This is a genomic window from Aestuariibaculum sp. M13 (assembly GCF_024723255.1).
Taxonomy (GTDB): Bacteria; Bacteroidota; Bacteroidia; order Flavobacteriales; family Flavobacteriaceae; genus Aestuariibaculum; species Aestuariibaculum lutulentum.
This window is the reverse complement of record NZ_JANIAC010000003.1, coordinates 23,626-39,975: the sequence shown is the minus strand read 5'-3', so window position 1 is coordinate 39,975 and position 16,350 is coordinate 23,626. Positions and strand designations below refer to the sequence as shown.

Here is a 16,350-nt window from a genome sequence, read left to right as displayed (position 1 = left end):
ATCCTATTTATATCGTTTCAGATAAAATTTCCAACGGATTTTCTTCTTCCGTTAGCACTTCCTCTTGTTCTTTTATTTCTTCACGCTGAGCGCTTACACTTAATACTATTCCAATAGCCAAACAGGTCATCCAAATAGATGTTCCTCCACTACTAATTAATGGCAAGGTTTGTCCTGTAACAGGAAACAATTCTACCGCTACTGCCATATTTATTAATGCCTGAAATACGATTGGCAGACCAACACCAAGTGCCAGCAACTTACCAAAAACGGTATCGGCTTTTTGAGCTACTATTACAATTCTGAACAGTAACCACATATACATGACCATGATGAATACCCCTCCAATAGAGCCATATTCTTCAACTATGATGGCAAAAATGAAATCGGATGACGACTGTGGCAAAAAGTTCTTTTGAATACTTTTACCTGGTCCGACACCCTGAATGCCACCAGAAGCAATCGCTATTTTTGCTTTTTCAATTTGATAGTCGGCTTCGGTATCTTCATTATTCGAGAAATTCTCAATACGACTCATCCAGGTATCTACACGGTTTGGCATAACGCCCGGGAAGGCTTTTGCCACCAAAACAAACATGGCTAAGGCTAAAATTCCAGAGCCTATAATAACTGCTAAATAACGTATTGGATAGCCTCCTAAAAACACCAACATTAAAACCATTAAAAATATAATAGCCGCTGTTGATAAATTGGCTGGCAAAATTAATGCTAATACTAAAAATACCGGCATCCAAAGTGGTAAAATTGACTCTTTAAATGTGATAACCTCATCTTTCATTTTCGACATATATCGCGCTACATAAACCAGCAACACCACAGCTGCAAACGTTGATGTTTGAAACGACATTCCAACAATTGGAATTTGAATCCATCTACTTGCATTTGCGCCATCGATAGTTGTTCCTTGAAGCATAGTGATTCCCAATAAAACCAGAACTACTGGAATCATAATAAGCGACAAGCCTCTGAAATATCGATAAGGTATTTTATGCACACCGTACATAATAGCAAAACCTAAAAACAGGTGCATAAAATGTTTAATAAAAAAGGCGAACGTATTACTGTTCTCTCCCTTATATGCCAAATTACTTGCAGCACTATATACAGGCAAAAACGACAGAATAGCCATTAAAGCTACTATCGCCCAGATTAATCTATCACCTTTTATATTTTTAAATAATGCCTGCACTATTTTTACCTATTATTATTTTTTTACTTTTTTAATCTTATAAATTTCTAACTGCTTCCTTAAACTGACGTCCGCGATCTTCATAATTTTCAAATAAATCGAAACTCGCACACGCCGGAGATAACAACACATTATCACCTGATTCTGATAACTTATAAGCCATTTTTACAGCGTCGCTCATACTTTGTGTTTCAACCATGGTATCAACCATACCTCCAAACGTATCAATTAGCTTGTCGTTATCGACTCCCAAACAAATGATCGCTTTTACCTTTTCATTTACAAAAGCAAACAACTCCTCATAATTATTGCCTTTATCAACTCCGCCAACAATCCAGATTGTTGGTGCATCCATACTTTCTAACGCATAGTAAGTTGCATTTACATTTGTCGCTTTAGAATCGTTTATGTACTGCACTTTGTTTATTTTAAGTACCTGTTCTAAACGATGCTCAACACCTTGAAAACTCTCTAAGCTTTCGCGGATAGTCTGCTTTCTAATTTTAAGCAAATGCGCTACGGTTGAGGCTGCCATAGCATTTTTAATATTATGCTTTCCTTCTAATGCAAGATTGTTTGTTGACATATGTATCTGGTTGTTATCAATTGCTATAATCATCTTTTCCTCTTCTAAATATGCGCCCTTCTCTACTTTTTTTGTTATTGAAAACGGTAATAATGTCGATTGAACCGGATGTTCTTTTAACCAATTTGTGATGACTTCATCGTCGGCATCATAAATTAAATAATCTTCTTTGGTTTGATTTTCTGCAATCCTGAATTTTGAAGCAATATAATTTTCAAACTTATAATCATATCGATCTAAATGATCAGGAGTTACATTAAGCAATACAGCAATCTTTGGTTTAAATGTTTCAATATCGTCCAACTGAAAACTGCTGATTTCTAAAACGTAATTCGGGTAATCGTGCTCTAAAACCTGTTTCGCAAAACTATCACCAATATTTCCGCCTAACCCTACATTCAACTCCTGCTTTAAAATATAATGCGTTAGTGTTGACGTGGTGGTTTTACCGTTACTTCCGGTAATTCCAACAATAGTTGCTTTAGTGAACTTTGATGCGAACTCAATTTCTGAAACCACCTGAATTCCTTTTTCACGAATTTGTTTTACCAAAGACGCTTTATCCGGAATACCAGGGCTTTTCATCACGATATCGGCATTTAAAATTTTAGATTCCGAATGCGTTTCGTCTTCCCATTCAATCTCATTATGTATAAGAACCTGTCTATACTTTTCTTTTATTTTTCCTTTATCTGATACAAAAACCTCGTATCCTTTTGCTTTCGCTAAAAGTGCAGTTCCTACTCCACTTTCTCCTCCGCCTAACACTACTAACCTTTTCTTTGTCATTCCGTTTTCAATTCATAAGATTCCTGCCTCCGCAGAAATGACAATTTTTATCTAATTTTTAAGGTCACGATGGATAGAATAGCTAACAAAATGCCAACAATCCAGAATCGTGTTACTATTTTACTCTCGTGATATCCTGATTTTTGATAATGATGATGTAACGGCGACATTTTGAAAATGCGTCGTCCTTCACCATATTTTTTCTTGGTGTATTTAAACCAACTCACCTGCATCACCACCGATAAATTCTCTGCTAAGAAAATACCACACAACACCGGAATTAACCACTCTTTACGAACCGCAATAGCAATAACTGCAATAATTCCACCAATAGTTAAACTTCCTGTATCTCCCATAAATACCTGCGCCGGATAGGTATTGTACCATAAAAACCCGATTAAGGCTCCAACAAATGCAGTGATATAAATAGTCATTTCCTCAATACGAGGAATGTACATGATGTTTAAATATTCTGAGAATACAATATGCCCAGAAACAAAAGCGAATATCCCTAGAGTTAACACAATAATCGCTGATGTTCCCGCTGCCAGCCCATCAATACCATCAGTTAGGTTTGCACCATTTGAAACCGCTGTGATAATAAAAATGGCGGCCAAAATGAATACTAGCCAAGCGTATTTTTTTAAATCAGGACTAATCCACGTGATTAAATCAGCGTAATCAAACTCATTTCCTTTTACAAATGGAATAGTTGTTTTTGTAGATTTTTCTTCACCATTAAACAACTTTGCCGGAGACACATTCCCATCTTGAGCAATTATTTCCTGCTGCTGTTCAACCGACACTTTTTCTTTTATCGTTACATCGTTATGAAAATACAAGGTTGCTCCAACAATAACCCCTAGTCCGATTTGCCCAAGAACTTTAAAACGTCCTTTTAAACCTTCCTTATCTTGTTTAAATTTCTTTAGGTAATCGTCAATAAAACCAATAACCCCCATCCAAACCGTTGTTATTATCAACAATATGATGTATATATTTTCAAGTTTAGCCAATAGCAATACAGGAATTAAAGTTGCCAAAATGATGATGATACCACCCATAGTCGGCGTACCAGCTTTTTCACTTTGTCCTTCAAGACCTAAATCTCTAATGGTTTCACCCATTTGCTTTTTTTGTAAAAAACGTATAATTCGTTTACCGTAAATAGTAGATATTAACAATGACAGAATCATAGCCAAAGCCGCTCTAAAGGTGATGAACCCAAAAAGTGAAGCTCCCGGAAATTGGAATTGTTGTTCTAAATATTCAAATAAATAATACAGCATCTACTATTCTTTTATTTCTGTAATTGTTTTAAATAATCGTTTACCATTTTAAAATCGTCAAAGTCGAAACGCTCTCCTTTTATTTCCTGATAGGTTTCGTGGCCTTTGCCCGCAATTAAAATGATATCGTTAGCCTGCGCCATTTGGCAAGCCGCTTTAATAGCCTGAGCGCGATCTACAATCGTTAAGGTCTTTTTAAAATTTTGAGGCTCTACACCTTTTTCAATATCTTCCAATATCGCTTCCGGTTTTTCACTCCTTGGATTATCACTTGTAAAAATCACTTTGGTACTCAAAGCCGAAGCAATATGTCCCATTTTAGGACGCTTGGTTTTATCACGATCACCACCACATCCAACAACAGTAATCAACTCTTCGTTTTTGGTTCGAATACTATTAATGGTTTCCAATACGTTTTTAAGCGCATCAGGTGTGTGAGCGTAATCTACTATAGCCGTGATTTTATCATTGGAAATCATATACTGAAAGCGTCCGCTAACACTTTCCAGTTCACTGATTAATCGAAGCACCTCTACTTTTTCTAACCCTAACAACTCTGCAGTCGCATAAATAGCTAATACGTTATACGCATTGAAGCTACCAATTAGACGTGTCCAAACTTCGGCTTCGTTAATTTTTAACAATAAACCTCCAAATTGATTCTCTAAAATCTGCGCTTTATAATCGGCGTAACTTTTTAAAGCATAGGTTTGTTTTCTGGCTTTTGTGTTTTGTAACATCACCAAACCATTCTTATCATCAATATTCACTAAAGCAAAAGCTTCTTTTGGCAGATTATCGAAGAAGGATTTTTTCACATCTCGATATTCTGCAAACGTGTTATGATAATCTAAATGATCGTGCGATAAATTGGTGAACACCCCTCCTTCAAAATGCAATCCGGTGGTTCTGTGCTGATGAATACCGTGTGAGCTGACTTCCATAAAACAGAACTCAACACCTTCATCATTCATCATTTTTAAATACTTGTTAATCGTTAACGAATCTGGTGTGGTATGAGTGGCTTTAAACTCCTTATCACCTACCATGATTTTAACAGTTGACAACAAGCCCACTTTATACCCTGCTTTTTTAAACAACTGATATAACAAACTCGTTACTGTTGTTTTTCCGTTAGTTCCAGTAACCCCAACAAGTTTTAAATTTTCAGATGGCACATCGTAATAATTCGATGCCATAATCGCCAAGGCCTTATGTGAATTATCGACCTCAACATAAGTTACACCTTCCACCAAATTCTCAGGCATAATTTCACAAACAACAGCTATCGCTCCTTGTTTAATAGCACTATCAATATATTTATGCCCATCAACTACACTTCCTGCAATAGCCACAAAAACATCATCGCTCTTGATGTTTCGGGAATCAAAATCGATAGCCGCAACATTCACAGCCGTATTACCTACTACTGCATTTATAGTTACTTTATATAATATGTCTTTTAAAGCTATCATGAAGCTGTTAATATGATGGTTTGATTATCTTTTAATTTTATATTCTTTTCAATCGACTGGCTTTTTACCACGCCGTTACCTTGTAATTTCACAGTGACGTGCACCTGCATATTTTCTAACAACGCCACAGCATCCATAACTGGCAATCCAACAACATTAGGCATGATAGTTTTATAAGTCTGAGCCGTTTCATAGAAACCATTAAACTCTTTTTCTACCGAAGCACGCTTCACCTCTAAAGTTTCCACTTCATCAATAATTGGTGTATCGGTATGAATTTTTTGAGCAATTCTTTGAAATACAGGCCCAGTTACATCGGCACCATAATACCCTTTCTTTACACTTGGTTTATGAATAACCACAATGCAAGAGTATTTTGGATTATCGGCAGGGAAATACCCGGCAAAGGATGAAATATAGCGACGATTTTCCTTCCAGTCTTTCATCCAATATTCTGTTTGTGCCGTACCCGTTTTACCTGCCATAGAAAAATACGGCGAATATAAGGAACGTCCGGTTCCCCGTTCTACAACATTCTTTAAAATATTTTGAATTTCTTTCAAGGTTTTTTCTGAACAGATTTTATCTCCTTCTTCAACTTCCTCAAAGGATTCCACAACCTGATCCAACTCCTTAACCTCACGTATAAACTTAGGTTTTACCATCACCCCATTATTCGCAATAGCATTATAAAACGTTAAGGTTTGTAACGGTGTTAACTTTAAATTATACCCATAAGCCATAGAAGGCAATGCATTTCTACTCCAAATTTTATCTCCTGGTTTTGGTATTACAGGCTCTCCTTCTCCAAGAATAGGTAACCCTAATGGTTTATCTAAGCCCCAATCCTGAAGGTGATTTACAAATTTCTGAGGTTGCTTCGCATACCCTTGATCTACAATAGTTGCCAAACCAATATTTGAAGACACCTCCAAAGTTCTTGCTACTGAAATTTTTCCATGACCATGTGTATCATAAATACCACGCCCATAAAACTGCTTATACCCCATTTTTGTGTCAACCACAGTTGCTGTATCAACTACCTTATCCTCTAAAGCTGCCATTAAAGCCATCACTTTAAAGGTAGAACCCGGCTCATGTGCTTCACCAACGGCATAGTTTAAGCGTTCGTAATATTTTCCGTTTTCATTTCTACCTAAATTAGAAATTGCACGAATTTCGCCAGTTTTAGCTTCCATAACCACCACACAACCATGATCGGCTTCATATTCTTCCAATTGTTTCAACAACGCATGATGCGCTATATCCTGAATATTAACATCAATAGTTGTATAAACATCATAGCCATCTTTAGGCTCAATTTCATTAGCATCGCTCAATGGTTTCCACTGACCTTTTCCAATTTTTTGCTTTCTGCGCTGTCCATCTGTTCCTCTCAGGTATTTAACGCCAAAAGCGCCATCAATACCGGCGCGAGTTACATTTCCATCTTCATCAAATCTTTCATATCCTATAGAACGTTGAGCAATTGCCCCCATAGGATGTTCGCGTTTGGTGGTTTGCTCTACAATTAAACCTCCTTTGAATGCTCCTAAACGTAACAGCGGAAAATTTCTTAATCGAATATAATCGCCATACCCAACATTTCTTGCCAGTAAAAAATAGCGGTTTCTGTTAGCACGTTCTTTACGTAATGCTTTTTGATAATAACTTGAGGATTTTCCTGAGTACTTAGCCAGAGAATCGCTAAGCGGAATAAGATATTCTTCGAAAGTTGCACTTGAAGGCGTTAGCAAATCGATGCGTACATCGTACTTAGGTACCGACGTTGCCAATAAATTCCCTTTAACCGAGTACACATTACCACGGTTCGCCGGAATTTTCACATTCTTAACCACGCGTGTATCTGCTAATGCGCGATATTTTTCACCCTGCAAAAACTGTATACTAAACAACTTAAACAACACGGCAACACCAAAGACGAACATACATCCTGATATAAAATACAAGCGGTTTAATATGTTTTTGTCGTTTACTGCCAAGTGTTGGTTAATTTTGTGATTTAATTTTTATTTTTTTTGGCGGAATTACCGATGGCGCAATCCCCTTATCTTTCATTACATTAATTACTGCCGATTCCATTTTTAACTTCATCAACCGAGACCGGCCATCTATAAATGCTGAACGCATTTCGTTGACTTCATTTTTCAATCGTGCAATTTCGTACACTTTTTTATCTGCACTATGCGAGCTCGCAATCATTACTATAGCCAAAACCGAAACAAAAATGATGAACCTCCAGTTTTTAAAAGCATCATCACTAACTAAAAATGTTCCTTTTAATATGCGATAGATATTCTGCTTCATTATACCTTTTCTGCTATTCTTAATTTCGCGCTTCTGGCTCTGCTATTTATTTTTATCTCTTCTTTTGTCGGAACTATTAAACCGCCTACTTTTTTAAAAGGCACTTCAAAATTCCCGAACATATCGCGCTCCGGTTCTCCTTCAAACATTCCGTTTCTTATAAAACGCTTTACTAAACGATCCTCCAACGAGTGGTATGAAATTAAACTCAAGCGCCCTTTTTCATTTAAAAGCTCTGGAGACTGAAGCAACAATTCTTTAATAACCTCTATTTCCTGATTCACTTCTATACGAATCGCCTGATAGATTTGTGCTAAAATTTTATTTTCATGCTTTGGCGACAAAAACTTTTTCAGAACAGCTTTTAACTGATCACTGGTAACAATTGGAGCTTCTTCTCGTTTTTCAACAATTAGTCTCGCCATTGCCGGCGCTGAACGCAACTCACCATACTGAGCCAACACCGCTCTCAACTGCTCCTCATCATATTCGTTTACCACATGATATGCGGACAAAGCACTATTCTGATTCATTCGCATATCTAATTCAGCATCAAAACGGGTTGAAAATCCTCGTTCCGCAACATCAAACTGATGCGACGACACACCAAAATCTGCCAAAATTCCATCCACTTTTTTTACGCCATAAAATCTTAAAAAACGTTTTATGTGTCTAAAATTTTCATTGATTAGCGTAAATCTCGGATCATCAATTTTATTTTCAAGAGCGTCTAAATCCTGATCGAAAGCAAACAACTTTCCTTTCTCACTCAGTCTACTTAATATTTCTCTACTATGTCCGCCACCACCAAAAGTCACATCCACATAAATGCCATCCGGATTAATATTTAATCCATCCACCGTTTCTTTTAACAATACCGGGTTATGATATTCCATAATCTTCATCATCTTGTCCCATTACCTCTTCAGCTAAATCTGCGAAATCATCAGCTGCATCATCAATGGCTTGTTCATATAAATCTTTATCCCATATTTCAACAATGTTTATCGCCGAAGCAACAACAATCTCCTTTGAAATATTTGCAAACACCGTTAAATCTTTTGGAATTAACAAACGGCCGTTAGCATCAATCTCAACAATTTTAACACCAGCTGTAAAGCGACGAATAAAATCGTTATTCTTCTTTTTAAACCTGTTTAGCTTATTCATCTTAAGCATCAGCCTTTGCCACTCTGCCATGGGATACAATTCTAAACACTTTTGAAACACCGAACGACGCAACACAAACCCATCTTCTAAAATAGAAGACAACTGCTTTTTCAACGGCGCAGGCATCATTAATCTACCTTTGGCGTCTACTTTACAATCGTATGTTCCTGTTAGTAAGTCCACTGTGATTTACAAATACGTTAACGGTTTGTGTTTCAAATATATTGAAAAATTTACCACATTTTACCACAATTTACCACTTTGTTGATAATTTTTTGATGAAATGAAGCTAAAAATCGTTTTGATGCTACCACAAACCCAATCCCCACTTATAATCAGCAGGTTACACATAATCATTTATCAACAGCAATTTTATTAACATCTCTCTCCAAAACTATTATTTTTGAGATTTGTTTAAAATCATCGTAAGTATAGATGAAATAACTATATTTGTTTTAAAGTAACGACACCTGATTAATGACGCATCGTTTAAAAAAAGAAAAGAACTACAGCTATATTGAAGCTGGCGAAGGTACGCCAATTATTGTTTTACACGGCTTAATGGGCGGATTAAGTAATTTTGATTCGGTAATAAAACATTTTAGCCAGACCGGCTATAAGGTCATCATCCCTGAACTACCTATATACACTAAGCCTTTACTAAAAACTAATGTTAAAAGTTTTGCCGGATTTTTAAATGAATTCATTGAATTTAAAGGTTACAATGAAGTTATTCTATTAGGAAATTCTCTTGGAGGACACATTGGTTTATATTACACCAAATTATACCCGACTAAAGTAAAAGCTTTAATCATTACCGGAAGCTCTGGACTGTATGAAAGCGCCATGGGTAGCGGTTACACAAAACGTAGTGATTACGAAGTTATTAAAAAGAAAGCTCAGGATGTTTTTTACGATCCTGAAGTAGCAACAAAAGATATTGTTGACGAAGTTTACGCTACAGTAAACGACCGTAATAAACTTATAAAAACTTTAGCTATTGCCAAAAGCGCTATACGCCACAACATGGCTAAAGATTTACCTAAAATGCAAACACCAACCTGTATTATCTGGGGAAAAAACGACACGGTTACACCTCCGGAAGTTGCTGTAGAATTTAATGAGCTTTTGCCGAATTCAGAATTATTCTGGATTGATAAATGCGGACATGCTGCCATGATGGAGCACCCGGAAGAATTCAACAAAATTCTTGAAGCCTGGCTTAACAACAAAAGTTTATAGCCAATAAAACACAATTAAGATTTAACACGACATCGTGTAAACTCATATAAATTACCCTCATGCAAATAAAAACTGCAGAATTTGTTATGAGCAACTCCGACGTTGCTAAATGCCCAAAAAGCATGTTACCAGAATATGCTTTTATAGGACGAAGTAATGTTGGAAAATCGTCGCTTATAAACATGCTTACCAACCGAAAAAGTTTAGCCAAAACATCTGGAAAACCAGGAAAAACACAGTTAATAAATCACTTTTTAATTAACAAAAACTGGCATCTGGTAGATTTACCTGGATATGGTTATGCTCGTGTTTCGAAAAGCACAAAAAAGGTATTTCAAAAGTTTATTACCGAGTATTTTAGCAAACGTGAACAATTAGTAACAGCCTTCGTTTTAGTAGATATCCGACACGAACCACAATCTATCGATTTAGAATTTATGCAGTGGTTAGGAGAAAATGGCATCCCTTTTTCAATTATATTCACAAAAGCCGACAAATTAAAACCAAAGGCTATTGAAAATCATATTGAAGCCTACCAAAACATTCTTTTAGAAACATGGGAAGACATGCCAAATTATTTTGTGACTTCATCGAGTAAAGAAATTGGTAAAGATGATGTTCTCAATTACATAGATGAACTTAATGAAAATATGCAATTAAGCTCAAACTAAGCCTTAACATCTAACGCATCACGCAGTGCATTACCTATAAGCATAAAAGCCATTACCAAACTCATAATACAAAGTCCTGGTATAAGTGCTAAATAAGGTTTTCCGAGAATAATATAATTGTAGTGATCTTTTATCATGGCTCCCCAGCTTGCCATAGGTGGTTGTGCTCCAATACCTAAAAAGCTTAAACCGCTTTCAATTAAAATCGCGGAGGCAAAATTGGCTGCCGAAATTACAATAACAGGCGCCATAATATTAGGCAAAATATGTTTTGTTATAATTCTAAAATCATCAAAACCTAAAGCCCTGGCCGCTGTAACATATTGCTGCTCTTTAACACTTATTACCTGCCCTCTAACCACTCTGGCCACCTCAACCCACATGGTTAAACCTACAGCAATAAACACCTGCCAAAAACCTTTTCCTAAAGCCAGAGTTATAGCAATAACCAGAAGTAACGTTGGTATAGACCAAGTTACATTAATTACCCACATAATCATCGCATCAATTTTACCTCCAAAATACCCTGCTAAACTTCCCATAAAAATCCCGAGAATTAACGAAATAAAAACGGCTACAAAACCAATAAAAAAGGAGATTCTCGCCCCCACTAAAATACGACTCAACAAATCACGCCCATATTTATCGGTTCCAAACAAAAATGTTTTCTCCTTTACAAAACCATCAACAGATCGATTAGGAAAACCAGCTAAACTTATTGTTTTTTCAACACCTTTTAAACCATCAGATGCATATTCTGTATAGGTTAACTCTCCTTCTTTTATTTGGTAATCTGAAACAGGAATTTCCGTATCGGTTGTTTTCGTTCCAAAGAATATTTTATCAAAAGCACTTTGTTCTATTTGCAACTGAGATGGAATGGTTAACATTGTTACTTTAAAACCCGGCTTTTTGGAATGAATAGCCAAATGCATTTGATTAGCATGCTGCGAACTATCTGGAGCAAACACATAAGCAAATACCGAAATAATCCCAACAAAAATTACAAAACCAAAACTAAAAACGCCCCAAAAGTTCTGTTTAAACTTTTGGAGCGCTAAGTGTTTTAAAGAGTTCGATTTATAACCCATACACAATATTAGTTTTTCACCTCAGCATTGGCTGTAACTATCTTTTTAAGACGCTGAGACGCTTTCATATCTTCCAACACATTAAGAGCTTCTTCAACATAAACATCCTGACTTAAACTCTCGTGCCAGCGGTTACGTTTTTCTTTTAAATCGGTTGTATCCTTTTCAAAAAGCGATCTTTCGTAAGATGTTGAATTAAAAGTAAGATTCGTTTTATAATCTGAAATAGCTTCAAATCGTTTAGCTTCTTCTTCATTTAAATCTAATTCAGCTTTATATTTTTTAAAATTCAATGACACGACAGTTTCATCAATTTTACCTTTTACCCATTTCGCGTTTTCTTCAATTAACTTTAACTGCTGATTATTTTTCATTCGTTCTTCACTGCTTTTTACAATAGCATCGTAATCAAAATAATTCCAAGGTGTATAATCAGCTGAATCGATTTCATCCCATGGCAATGGATTGTCTTTATCCTTCTCTCCTACTTCAATAAAACTGAAACGACCAGGCACTTTCACATCGCTTTTAACACCTTCCAACTGCACAGAACCCCCGTTAATTCTATAATACTTTTGAGTGGTTAACGCTAAAGCGCCTAAATCGCCACTCGTATTATTTCTTAACATGGTGTTTAAGTTAATGACATTCTGAACTGTTCCTTTTCCGTAGGTTTGCTTACCTCCTATAATAATAGCTCGCTTGTAATCCTGCATAGCTGCCGACATAATTTCGGAAGCTGAAGCCGATATTTCATTCACTAAGATTACTAATGGCCCATCCCAAGAAATTGAACTATCTCGGTCTTCCAGAACTTCTTTCGCCTTACCTGTTGAACGCACCTGTACAACCGGACCATCTTTTATAAACAACCCAGCCATATCAACAACCGTTGGCAACGATCCTCCACCGTTATTACGTAAATCTAAAACCAGACCTTCTATCCCTTCAGATTTTAATCGTGCAATCTCGGTTTTAACATCTTTAGCTGCATTGATATTTTTATAATCTTTAAAATCGACATAAAACGATGGCAAATCAATGATACCAAACGTCATTCCGTCCTTTTTAACTACCGACGATTTTGCATAAGTATCTACCAACTCAATAACATCTCTGGTTAAGGTAATATCCTTAATGGTTCCATCAACCTTTTTAACGGTTAAAGTCACTTTAGTTCCCTTTGGACCTTTAATATATTTAATAGCATCATTAATACGCATGCCAACAATATTTACCGGCTGGTCTTCGTCTTCCTGCTTTACTTTTAAGATTAAATCTTCAACCTCTAATTCCTGACTTCTCCATGCCGGACCTCCAGAAATCAAACTCACGACTTTAATATAGTCGTTACGCTTTTGAAGTTGAGCCCCAATTCCTTCTAATTTACCAGACATGCGCTGATCGAAATCTTCTTTACTGTTTGGAGCCAAATAATAGGTGTGCGGATCGAACTCTTCAACAATCGTATTCACATAAATAGCGAACCAGTCTTCACGTTGAAAATCTTCTAAGTTATCGTTGAAATAAATCTCTATCGAACGCAGCGTAGATTCACGAGCTTCTTTCTCAATCTCTGCATCTGTTTTCATAACATGAGACGGATCTTTTTCTTTTGCTCTTAACTCTTCCTCATAAATATCGTCATAATTTGAAAGTGCAGAGAACTTAAGTTGTCTTCTCCAACGGTCTTTCAATTCTGCTTTATTTTTCACAAAGCCTGTTTGCTCGTAATCGGTGTTAAACGATTCATCAAGTGTGTAATCAAAAGGTTTTGATAATACTTCGGCATAAATCTCTTTAGCTTCTGCTATACGCTTCACCAAACGCTCATGCACCACATTGAAAAACGTAATATCCGTGGCTTTAATCTGGTCATCAAGCGTTAATTTATACTTAGCAAAATCTTCGTAATCCGACTGATAAAAATAGCGTTTCACAGGATCCAGAACATCTAGATAATTTTTAAATAATTTCTCTGAAAACGTATCGTCAAACATTACAGGATCATAATGTCCATTCTCCAAAACAAAAGTTATAACTTGAATTAATAACTTATCTTTATCAGGATTATCAAACTTTTTTGTAGTAAAACTGCAGGATGCAAACCCCAAAAGTAAGGCCAGCAGCAACACTTTATATTTCCTTCTCATAACATTTTTCATTCGGTTAATATTCAACGACACCTAAGATGTCCGACATTTTTTTACTAAAATAAAGAAAAAAGTATGCCAAGCCCGGCATTTGCTACTAATTTTTTGTTAAACACAATAAATAAAGTGTATCCTACGGAAATTATGTATTTTAGCGTTACAATTTTCAGAATGTAAATGACAGAAAGACCGCTTATACTTGTAACGAATGACGACGGCATAACAGCACCAGGAATTCGAACTCTAATTTCAATTATGAATACCCTTGGAGATGTGGTAGTTGTCGCTCCAGATAGTCCGCAAAGCGGTATGGGGCATGCAATCACTATCGACTCTACATTATATGTTGAACAGCTAAAAGTTGATGACGGACCTCAAACCGAATACAGTTGTTCAGGTACTCCTGCCGACTGTGTTAAACTGGCTATTCGAGAAAAATTACACCGTAAACCCGATTTATGTGTCTCAGGAATTAATCACGGTTCGAACTCCTCTATAAATGTTATTTATTCAGGTACGATGAGTGCTGCCATTGAGGCGGGTATTGAAGGTATTCCTGCCATTGGTTTTTCATTGTTAGATTACAAATGGAGTGCCGATTTTGAAGCTGCCAAAAGTTTTGTAAAAACCATTACCGAAAATGTTTTAAAACATGGTTTACCAAATGGTGTTGTACTTAATGTTAACCTTCCTAATTTACCAAAACAAGATATTAAAGGTATTAAAGTTTGCAGACAAGCCAGAGCCAATTGGGTGGAAGAATTCGATAAAAGAAAAACACCTTCAGGCAAAGACTACTATTGGCTTACTGGACGATTTGTAAACTTAGATGGTGGTGAAGATACAGACGAGTGGGCTTTAGAAAATGGTTATGTTTCTGTAGTACCCGTTCAATTCGATTTAACAGCGCATCATTACATTCAAAATTTAAACTCCTGGAATTTAAATGATTAAAAAAGAACTTTTTATAGGCATTACCGTTGGTTTAATCGCCAATGCTATTGGCCTAATATCAATCGCTACCCTTTTAGGACAAGGCGAAGATTTTACAACCGTAATAAAAGCAGCGTACAACGAAGGCTTTTTAGGAAAACTTATAAGCTTAGGAGCTGTTTTAAATTTAATAGCATTTTTTATCTTTATAAGAAAACGTCAGGATTATCGCGCTCGCGGCGTGTTAATCATCACCATTTTTGTAGCGGTATTTACCTTTATTTTTAAACTTTTTTAAATGAAGTATTACATTTTAGCAGGAGAAGCATCAGGCGATTTACACGGCTCTAACCTAATGAAAGCATTGTTTGAAGTCGATGCTCATGCTGAAATCAGATTTTGGGGTGGAGACCTTATGCAGTCTGTTGGTGGCACTCTAGTTAAACACTATAAAGAACGTGCTTTCATGGGCTTCTCTGAAGTGATTATGAACCTGAATAAAATCTTCAAACTTATTGCGTTTTGTAAAGAAGATATTAAAGCCTACAATCCAGATGTTCTTATTTTTATAGACAATTCGGGTTTTAATCTGCGTATTGCCAAATGGGCAAAACAAGAAGGCATTACCACAAATTATTACATTTCGCCTCAGGTATGGGCATCAAGAGCTAAACGTGTTTTTGATATTAAACGCGACATCGATGCCATGTATGTTATCTTACCCTTTGTTGAAGACTTCTACAAAAAGTACGATTATAAAGTCAACTTTGTTGGACATCCGCTTATCGATGCCATTGCGAACAGAGATCAGGTTAACGAAACTAAATTTAGAGAATCACATAATTTAGGCAACAAACCAATTATTGCTTTGTTACCCGGAAGTCGAAAACAGGAAATAAAGAATATGCTTTCGGTGATGCTGGAAATGGTTGATAGTTTTAAGGATTATCAATTTGTTATTGCCGGTGCACCAAGTCAGGATTACAGTTTTTATGAAACTTTTATTAAATCGAATAACGTAAAATTCATATCGAATAAAACGTACGATTTATTAAGCATTTCAACAGCAGCGTTAGTCACTTCGGGTACCGCTACTTTAGAAACAGCATTATTTAAAATACCCCAGGTTGTCTGCTACAAAGCCAGTGCTATTTCATACCATATTGCAAAACGTATAATAACTTTAAAGTTTATTTCGTTAGTAAATTTAATTATGGATAAAGAAGTCGTAACTGAATTGATTCAGAATGATTTCAACAAAAAAAGGCTAAAACAAGAATTAACTCGTATTTTAGACGAAACGGAACGTAAAAAAATGTTCTTGAATTATTACGAATTAGAAAAAGCCCTTGGCGGAAAAGGTGCCAGCAAAAAAACAGCTCAATTAATCTATAATTCAATAAAAAAATAAAA

At 36.1% G+C, this 16,350-nt stretch carries 15 protein-coding genes; 5 read left to right on the top strand and 10 right to left on the bottom strand.

From position 1 onward, the window contains the following. Positions 1-7: 7 nt before the first annotated feature. From NO995_RS11390 to mraZ, 8 genes are all read right to left on the bottom strand, one after another. Positions 8-1,210 (bottom strand): FtsW/RodA/SpoVE family cell cycle protein, encoded by a 1,203-nt coding sequence (locus NO995_RS11390; protein WP_258227633.1) that lies wholly within the window; start codon positions 1,208-1,210, stop codon positions 8-10. Between the two features lie 37 nt (positions 1,211-1,247). Then, positions 1,248-2,585, bottom strand: coding sequence for a UDP-N-acetylmuramoyl-L-alanine--D-glutamate ligase (murD, locus tag NO995_RS11385; protein WP_258227632.1), 1,338 nt, complete (start codon positions 2,583-2,585; stop codon positions 1,248-1,250). A 47-nt stretch (positions 2,586-2,632) separates the two neighbouring features. After that, positions 2,633-3,874, bottom strand: a complete 1,242-nt coding sequence (gene mraY, locus NO995_RS11380; RefSeq protein WP_258227631.1) for a phospho-N-acetylmuramoyl-pentapeptide-transferase — start codon at positions 3,872-3,874, stop codon at positions 2,633-2,635. A gap of 11 nt (positions 3,875-3,885) precedes the next feature. After that, a complete protein-coding gene (locus tag NO995_RS11375; RefSeq protein WP_258227630.1) occupies positions 3,886-5,349 on the bottom strand; it encodes a UDP-N-acetylmuramoyl-L-alanyl-D-glutamate--2,6-diaminopimelate ligase in 1,464 nt (487 codons plus the stop codon). Continuing rightward, positions 5,346-7,298: a penicillin-binding protein gene (locus tag NO995_RS11370; RefSeq protein WP_258228012.1), complete on the bottom strand. Its 1,953-nt coding sequence runs from the start codon at positions 7,296-7,298 to the stop codon at positions 5,346-5,348. The genes NO995_RS11375 and NO995_RS11370 overlap by 4 nt, the downstream gene beginning before the upstream one ends. Positions 7,299-7,359: 61 nt before the next feature. After that, entirely contained in the window at positions 7,360-7,677 is a 318-nt protein-coding gene (locus tag NO995_RS11365) for an FtsL-like putative cell division protein (RefSeq protein WP_240574671.1), read from the bottom strand. Continuing rightward, complete coding sequence (gene rsmH / locus NO995_RS11360) at positions 7,677-8,573, bottom strand: 16S rRNA (cytosine(1402)-N(4))-methyltransferase RsmH (RefSeq protein WP_258227629.1); 897 nt, start codon at positions 8,571-8,573, stop codon at positions 7,677-7,679. Before rsmH ends, NO995_RS11365 begins: the two co-directional genes overlap by 1 nt. Further along, positions 8,560-9,030: a division/cell wall cluster transcriptional repressor MraZ gene (mraZ, locus tag NO995_RS11355; RefSeq protein ID WP_258227628.1), complete on the bottom strand. Its 471-nt coding sequence runs from the start codon at positions 9,028-9,030 to the stop codon at positions 8,560-8,562. Before mraZ ends, rsmH begins: the two co-directional genes overlap by 14 nt. A gap of 294 nt (positions 9,031-9,324) precedes the next feature. On the opposite strand from mraZ, the gene NO995_RS11350 reads away from it, so the two are divergent. Together NO995_RS11350 and yihA are read left to right on the top strand one after the other, a co-directional pair. Continuing rightward, positions 9,325-10,089 carry an alpha/beta fold hydrolase gene (locus NO995_RS11350; protein WP_258227627.1) on the top strand — a complete coding sequence of 255 codons (765 nt, stop codon included), beginning with the start codon at positions 9,325-9,327 and terminating at the stop codon, positions 10,087-10,089. A 59-nt stretch (positions 10,090-10,148) separates the two neighbouring features. Continuing rightward, the gene (yihA, locus tag NO995_RS11345; protein ID WP_258227626.1) at positions 10,149-10,760 is read left to right on the top strand and encodes a ribosome biogenesis GTP-binding protein YihA/YsxC; all 612 of its coding nucleotides are present in this window, start codon (positions 10,149-10,151) and stop codon (positions 10,758-10,760) included. On the opposite strand, the gene NO995_RS11340 is transcribed toward yihA, so the two are convergent. Together NO995_RS11340 and NO995_RS11335 are read right to left on the bottom strand one after the other, a co-directional pair. Then, positions 10,757-11,851, bottom strand: a complete 1,095-nt coding sequence (locus NO995_RS11340) for an ABC transporter permease (protein ID WP_258227625.1) — start codon at positions 11,849-11,851, stop codon at positions 10,757-10,759. The two genes, yihA and NO995_RS11340, sit on opposite strands and share 4 nt — an antisense overlap. Before the next feature lie 8 nt (positions 11,852-11,859). After that, positions 11,860-14,004, bottom strand: a complete 2,145-nt coding sequence (locus NO995_RS11335) for a carboxy terminal-processing peptidase (protein ID WP_240574665.1) — start codon at positions 14,002-14,004, stop codon at positions 11,860-11,862. A 177-nt stretch (positions 14,005-14,181) separates the two neighbouring features. Here NO995_RS11335 and surE point away from each other — a divergent pair, with 177 nt between their 5' ends. The 3 genes from surE to lpxB are packed head-to-tail and all read left to right on the top strand — an operon-like array spanning position 14,182 to position 16,348. Continuing rightward, a complete protein-coding gene (gene surE, locus NO995_RS11330; RefSeq protein ID WP_240574664.1) occupies positions 14,182-14,958 on the top strand; it encodes a 5'/3'-nucleotidase SurE in 777 nt (258 codons plus the stop codon). Then, on the top strand, positions 14,951-15,235 hold the full coding sequence (locus tag NO995_RS11325; protein ID WP_240574663.1) for a hypothetical protein: 285 nt from the start codon (positions 14,951-14,953) through the stop codon (positions 15,233-15,235). The genes surE and NO995_RS11325 overlap by 8 nt, the downstream gene beginning before the upstream one ends. Continuing rightward, a complete protein-coding gene (gene lpxB / locus NO995_RS11320) occupies positions 15,236-16,348 on the top strand; it encodes a lipid-A-disaccharide synthase (protein ID WP_258227624.1) in 1,113 nt (370 codons plus the stop codon). It abuts the gene before it with no gap. Positions 16,349-16,350: the final 2 nt, after the last annotated feature.

Coding starts and splice junctions, on each gene's coding strand:
- murD (WP_258227632.1), bottom strand. CDS start 2,585: ATGACAAAGAAAAGGTTAGTAGTGTTAGGCGGAGGAGAAAGTGGAGTA.
- mraY (WP_258227631.1), bottom strand. CDS start 3,874: ATGCTGTATTATTTATTTGAATATTTAGAACAACAATTCCAATTTCCG.
- NO995_RS11375 (WP_258227630.1), bottom strand. CDS start 5,349: ATGATAGCTTTAAAAGACATATTATATAAAGTAACTATAAATGCAGTA.
- NO995_RS11370 (WP_258228012.1), bottom strand. CDS start 7,298: ATGTTCGTCTTTGGTGTTGCCGTGTTGTTTAAGTTGTTTAGTATACAG.
- NO995_RS11365 (WP_240574671.1), bottom strand. CDS start 7,677: ATGAAGCAGAATATCTATCGCATATTAAAAGGAACATTTTTAGTTAGT.
- rsmH (WP_258227629.1), bottom strand. CDS start 8,573: ATGGAATATCATAACCCGGTATTGTTAAAAGAAACGGTGGATGGATTA.
- NO995_RS11350 (WP_258227627.1), top strand. CDS start 9,325: ATGACGCATCGTTTAAAAAAAGAAAAGAACTACAGCTATATTGAAGCT.
- yihA (WP_258227626.1), top strand. CDS start 10,149: ATGCAAATAAAAACTGCAGAATTTGTTATGAGCAACTCCGACGTTGCT.
- NO995_RS11340 (WP_258227625.1), bottom strand. CDS start 11,851: ATGGGTTATAAATCGAACTCTTTAAAACACTTAGCGCTCCAAAAGTTT.
- NO995_RS11335 (WP_240574665.1), bottom strand. CDS start 14,004: ATGAGAAGGAAATATAAAGTGTTGCTGCTGGCCTTACTTTTGGGGTTT.
- surE (WP_240574664.1), top strand. CDS start 14,182: ATGACAGAAAGACCGCTTATACTTGTAACGAATGACGACGGCATAACA.
- NO995_RS11325 (WP_240574663.1), top strand. CDS start 14,951: ATGATTAAAAAAGAACTTTTTATAGGCATTACCGTTGGTTTAATCGCC.
- lpxB (WP_258227624.1), top strand. CDS start 15,236: ATGAAGTATTACATTTTAGCAGGAGAAGCATCAGGCGATTTACACGGC.